The organism is Streptomyces xantholiticus (assembly GCF_014651015.1).
In the GTDB taxonomy this organism is placed as follows: Bacteria; Actinomycetota; Actinomycetes; order Streptomycetales; family Streptomycetaceae; genus Streptomyces; species Streptomyces xantholiticus.
The window spans coordinates 1-4482 of record NZ_BMWB01000063.1; the positions used below are offsets into that span (position 1 = coordinate 1).

Consider the following 4482-nt stretch of genomic DNA (forward strand, 5'->3'; position numbering starts at 1 on the left):
GTCCGCCAGTGGATCGAAGCCGTCATCGACACCCTCAAGGGCCAGCTCAGCCTGGAACAGCACGGCGCCAGAACCCCAGCCGGAGCTTTCGCCCGCACCGCTCAACGCCTCCTCGCCCTCGCCACCGGCATCTGGCACAACTGGACCACCGCAGCAACGGTCAAGCGCTCGCTGATCGCCTACGACCACTGAAGACATCGGACTCATTCATCTAGCGTGCGGGCCATGAGCGCTTCCCTTGCCCACCCGCGTTTCGCCGAGGCCCTCTGCGCGCTCGGCCCGCACGACGTCGAGGTCCGCCGCTTCCCGGACGCCACCCGCACCGCCGCCCAGGCTGCCGCCGCGATCGGCTGCGACCCGTCCGAGATCGTCAAGTCGCTGGTCTTCGCGGCGGACGGCGTGCCGGCAATGGTCCTGATGGACGGCTCGTCGCGGGTCGACGTCGAGCGGTGCGGCACGAGCTGGGCGCCGCCGCCGTGACTCGGGCGGACGCGAACCTCGTCCGGGAGACCACGGGTTACGCGATCGGCGGCGTGCCGCCCTTCGGGCACGTGACGCGGACGCGGGTGCTGGCCGACCGGGGGCTGCTCGACCACGACGTGGTCAGAATCGCGGCGGCGGGCGTGATGGTGGTGGGCATCGGGCTGATGCTGCAAGCGGGGTGAGCCGTCGCGGCGACCCGCGCGTCCACGTTCGGCGGGCACATCCCACACGCTGTGATCAGTCGCACACTTGATCTAATCATCTGCGCTCCCGGCCGGCTTCGCATAGCGTGGTCCATGCCCAACTCGCTTCATTCAAAGGGGGATTACATGCGTGCCACCATGACCAAGCGGCTACGCGCGCCCTCGTCGGTACGCTGACGGCACTGGCCGTCGGCGTGCCCGCCGTGAGCGCTGTGGCTGCCGAGATCAGCGGCAGCCGACTGCCCTTCAGCGTTGCCACCGCGGGTAGCCGTGAGGACGGCGACCGCTGGCGGGGCGCCGGAAGCGGCCACGCCAAGGCCTGTGGCGATGTGCCGGTCAACGACACGCGGACGTTCAGCGCCTACATTTACGAGGACCGGAGCTTCCGCCCCGACCCGCAGATCGCCAGCACGTCGCGGAGCTACCGCTCCGGGTACGGCTGCGGTGCCTACAAGGGCACCAGCACCGGCAACAAGTACTACACCAAGGCCACCTGGGCGGGCATTCCCGGGAGCCGCGCGACCGGTTACGTGAACGCCCAGAACTGATCAGGAAAACCGTGTCACCTCACAACAGCACCGCCGCCACCGGCACCGAGCCGGTGGCGGCGGTCGCCGGCGTTTCGATCCGTTACGGTTCGACGACCGCCCTCGACGACGTCACACTCGCGTTCTCCGCAGGGGTCACCGGCCTCCTGGGGCCCAACGGGGCGGGGAAGAGCACCCTGTTGTCCGTACTGAGCACGGCCCGCAGACCCGGGTCCGGCACGCTCACCGTCCTCGGCGAGCAGGCACCGAACGGAGCCGCCGTGCGGCGGCTTCGGCAGCGGATCGGGGTGCTGCCGCAGTCCTTCGGCTTCTATCCCGCCTTCACCGTGCTGGAGTTCACCGAATACGCGGCCTGGCTGCGCAAGGTGCCGTCGGCGCGGCGCCGCCAGCGGGCCCGTGAGGCGCTGCGCCTGGTAGAGATGGAGCAGTACGCGGACCGCAAGATGGGGGCGCTGTCCGGTGGCATGCTCCGGCGGGTGGGCATCGCCCAGGCCATGGTCAACGAGCCGGCCCTCGTCCTCCTCGACGAGCCGACGGTCGGGCTCGACCCCGCGCAGCGCGTCGGTTTCCGCACCCTCATCCAGGGCCTGGGCGAGCGGTGCGCCGTCGTGATGAGCACGCACCTGGCCGAGGACGTGGCGCACGTGTGCGACCGGGTGTCCGTCCTCCTCCAGGGAAAGGTCCGCTTCACCGGTACGGTTGCCGAGCTGTGCGCCCTGCCCGGGGAGAGCCCCGAAGTGGGCGGGGCGTCCGTGGAGGCCGGATATCTCCATCTGGCCGGGTCGGAAGCGGTGACGAGCTGATGCGCGTGCTGCTGACCGAGATGCGCCGCGGCGAGGCCAAGTGGGTCGCCGGACTCATGGGCGCGATCGGCTGCTACTACTTCCTGTCCGAAAGCCCCGCCCAGAGCGACTGGATCGGCTGGTGGACGCAGACCAGCCTGCGGGTCCAGCTCTTCGCGGTCATCGTGATGGGCTCGCTGATGAGCAGCGCCGCCGCGTGGGCCGCCGGGCGCGCCCACCGCCATCAGGTGCGGATCTGGGCCGACACCACCGCCCGCAGCGGCTGGACGCAGTCGCTCGTGCTCTGGCTCGCGGCCTGGCTGTGGTCCCTGATCGCCTACGGCGTCCTCACCACCGTGGCGTTCGCCCGGACCGCCCAGGTCAGCGAGACCGGCGGGCCGGTCTGGACGCCCCTGCTGCTCGGCGCCTCGATGCTGGCCCTGCAAACCGGCGTGGGCGTGGCCCTGGGCACCGCCCTGCCGTCCCGGGTCTGCGCGCCCTTCGCCGGAGTCCTCTGGTACGGCCTTTTCGTCGCCCTCCCGTTCGTACCGACGAGTCCGCTCAACAAGCTCTTCCCCGCGATCGACGAGCACTGGGACACCCTGTTCGAGCCGAACACGACGCGCATGCTGGTCGCCATGGCGTGGTGCCTGGCGCTGGGCCTGGTGCTGCCGGCCCTTCCGGCGCTGCGGCGGAGCGCCACCGTGCGGCCCCGGCCGCTGCCCCTCGTGGCGCTCGGGCTCGTCGCCCTGACGGCCGGCGGCGCGCTCGTCGCCTTCCGCACCCCGGTACCGGATTCCTACTGGGCCGTGCGCAAGGCGCAGCCCTCCCAGGCGGCCTGCGCCACCAGTGGCCGTACGACGGCCTGCCTGTGGCCGGAGGACCGCCACCTGCTGCCCCGCGCGGAGGCCGCCGTCCGGCACGTCGACACGGGCCTGGGCACCCTGTCGGGCCTCAACCGCGGCTACTACGCCACGGGCCTGGAGCTTCCCCGGGGGCACACCGCCGAACTGCCGCTGACTTCCCCCGACATGAGCGAGGAGGAGCTGACCGACGCCATGTTCACGGCCTCGCTGCCTCAGCCTCCGCCGGAGTGCGAGCCCCACCTGCTGAAGGAGACCGGAGGTTACCCGGAGACCTTCCTCTTCGAGGCCGTGGTGCGTCACCGGCTCGGTGCCCCCGTCGAGTACTACGGGGACGACTTCGGCGCGGCCCTCGAACGCGTCACCACCGCCCCGCGCACCGAACAGGACCGCTGGATCGAGGCTTCGGCCGGCCACATCCGAGCCTGCCGCCCCGTCCCCGCACTCCCGCCGGCGCCCCGGGCCCGCCCGTGAACGCCGCCCTCGCCTACGCGCGCAGCCGCGGCCTGCCGCGTGCCGCCGCCATCGGCGCGGTCATCGCCTCGGCGACGGCCCTGCTGGCGCAGCAGCGCGTCGCCGTACCGGAGTTCCGCTACCTCGTCGACTTCAGCGTCCCGGTCGCCGAGGTCGCGCCGGTGGCGTACGCGGTGGTCCTCGGCACCACCCTGTTCTCGCCCATGGGCGACCTGGAACAGACCGCCGCCCAGCCGATGCGCCGTCACCGCGCCGTCCACCTGTCCGTGCTGCTCGGCCTGGCCGTCGCCCTGAGCACCCTCCCGCTGCTGGGCGGAGCGACCGGCGCGGTGCTCGGCGCGTCCGTACGCAATGTCGTCGGCCACCTCGGCCTGGCCATGATCAGCGCCCGCCTCTTCGGCAGCGGCCTGTCGTGGTTGCTCCCCCTGGGCATGCTGGGCCCCACGCTGCTGCTGGGCGTACGGTTCGACAACACGCCCGAGCCGTGGGCCTGGTCGCTCCACCCCGCCTCCGGGACCTCGGCCGCCGCCGTGGCCGTGTCGCTGTGGGTCCTGGGCGCGATGGCGGCGGTGACGGGGCAGCCGAGGCGGACGGAGCGGGCCGAGCAACGCTGAGTACGGAAACCGCTAGATGAATGAGTCCGATGTGTGTGCTGGTCGCGACCATGGCGAAGGGCGCCCGTTGGTCAGTGTGTGAAGACAAACCTGGACGCCCTTCTGGCGGCACTGTACGTGTTCATCGACGACCACGTGGCCCCGCGTCGCCGGATCGGGCGACCCCCGAAACTCACGGACGCCTAACTGCTGTGCCTGGCGGTCGCCCAGGTCCTGCTCGGCTTTCCCTCCGCCCGGCACTGGATCCGCTTCGCCCACGCCCGGCTCGGGCACCTCTTCCGCTACCTGCCCCAGCAGTCGGCCTACAACAAGCGCCTCAACGCCGCCGGGCCGCTGATCAGCCACGTGATCGAGGCGCTGGCCCGGCAGGTGCCCACCTGGAACGACAGCCTCCGGCTGATCGACTCCACCCCGCTGCCCTGCGCCGCCTCCCGCGAGACCGTCAAGGGCTCCGGCCTGGCCGGGCACGCCGGATACGGCTACTGCCGCAGCCACTCCCGCTTCTTTTGGGGCTT

General features: G+C 71.7%; 4 protein-coding genes and 3 pseudogenes. All 7 read left to right on the plus strand.

The features are described from left to right. Positions 1-192: pseudogene (locus tag IE198_RS34665) on the plus strand (IS982 family transposase); the annotation flags it as partial. A gap of 33 nt (positions 193-225) precedes the next feature. Beyond that, positions 226-617: pseudogene (locus IE198_RS34670) on the plus strand (YbaK/EbsC family protein); the annotation flags it as partial. Positions 618-889: 272 nt separating this feature from the next. Continuing rightward, entirely contained in the window at positions 890-1234 is a 345-nt protein-coding gene (locus IE198_RS34675) for a hypothetical protein (RefSeq protein WP_189894050.1), read from the plus strand. Positions 1235-1245: 11 nt separating this feature from the next. Next, positions 1246-2037: an ATP-binding cassette domain-containing protein gene (locus IE198_RS34680; protein WP_229834863.1), complete on the plus strand. Its 792-nt coding sequence runs from the start codon at positions 1246-1248 to the stop codon at positions 2035-2037. Further along, a complete protein-coding gene (locus IE198_RS34685) occupies positions 2037-3353 on the plus strand; it encodes a DUF7224 domain-containing protein (RefSeq protein ID WP_189894052.1) in 1317 nt (438 codons plus the stop codon). The genes IE198_RS34680 and IE198_RS34685 overlap by 1 nt, the downstream gene beginning before the upstream one ends. After that, positions 3350-3967: a hypothetical protein gene (locus IE198_RS34690; RefSeq protein WP_189894054.1), complete on the plus strand. Its 618-nt coding sequence runs from the start codon at positions 3350-3352 to the stop codon at positions 3965-3967. The genes IE198_RS34685 and IE198_RS34690 overlap by 4 nt, the downstream gene beginning before the upstream one ends. 78 nt (positions 3968-4045) lie before the next feature. Next, positions 4046-4482: pseudogene (locus IE198_RS37010) on the plus strand (transposase family protein); the annotation flags it as partial.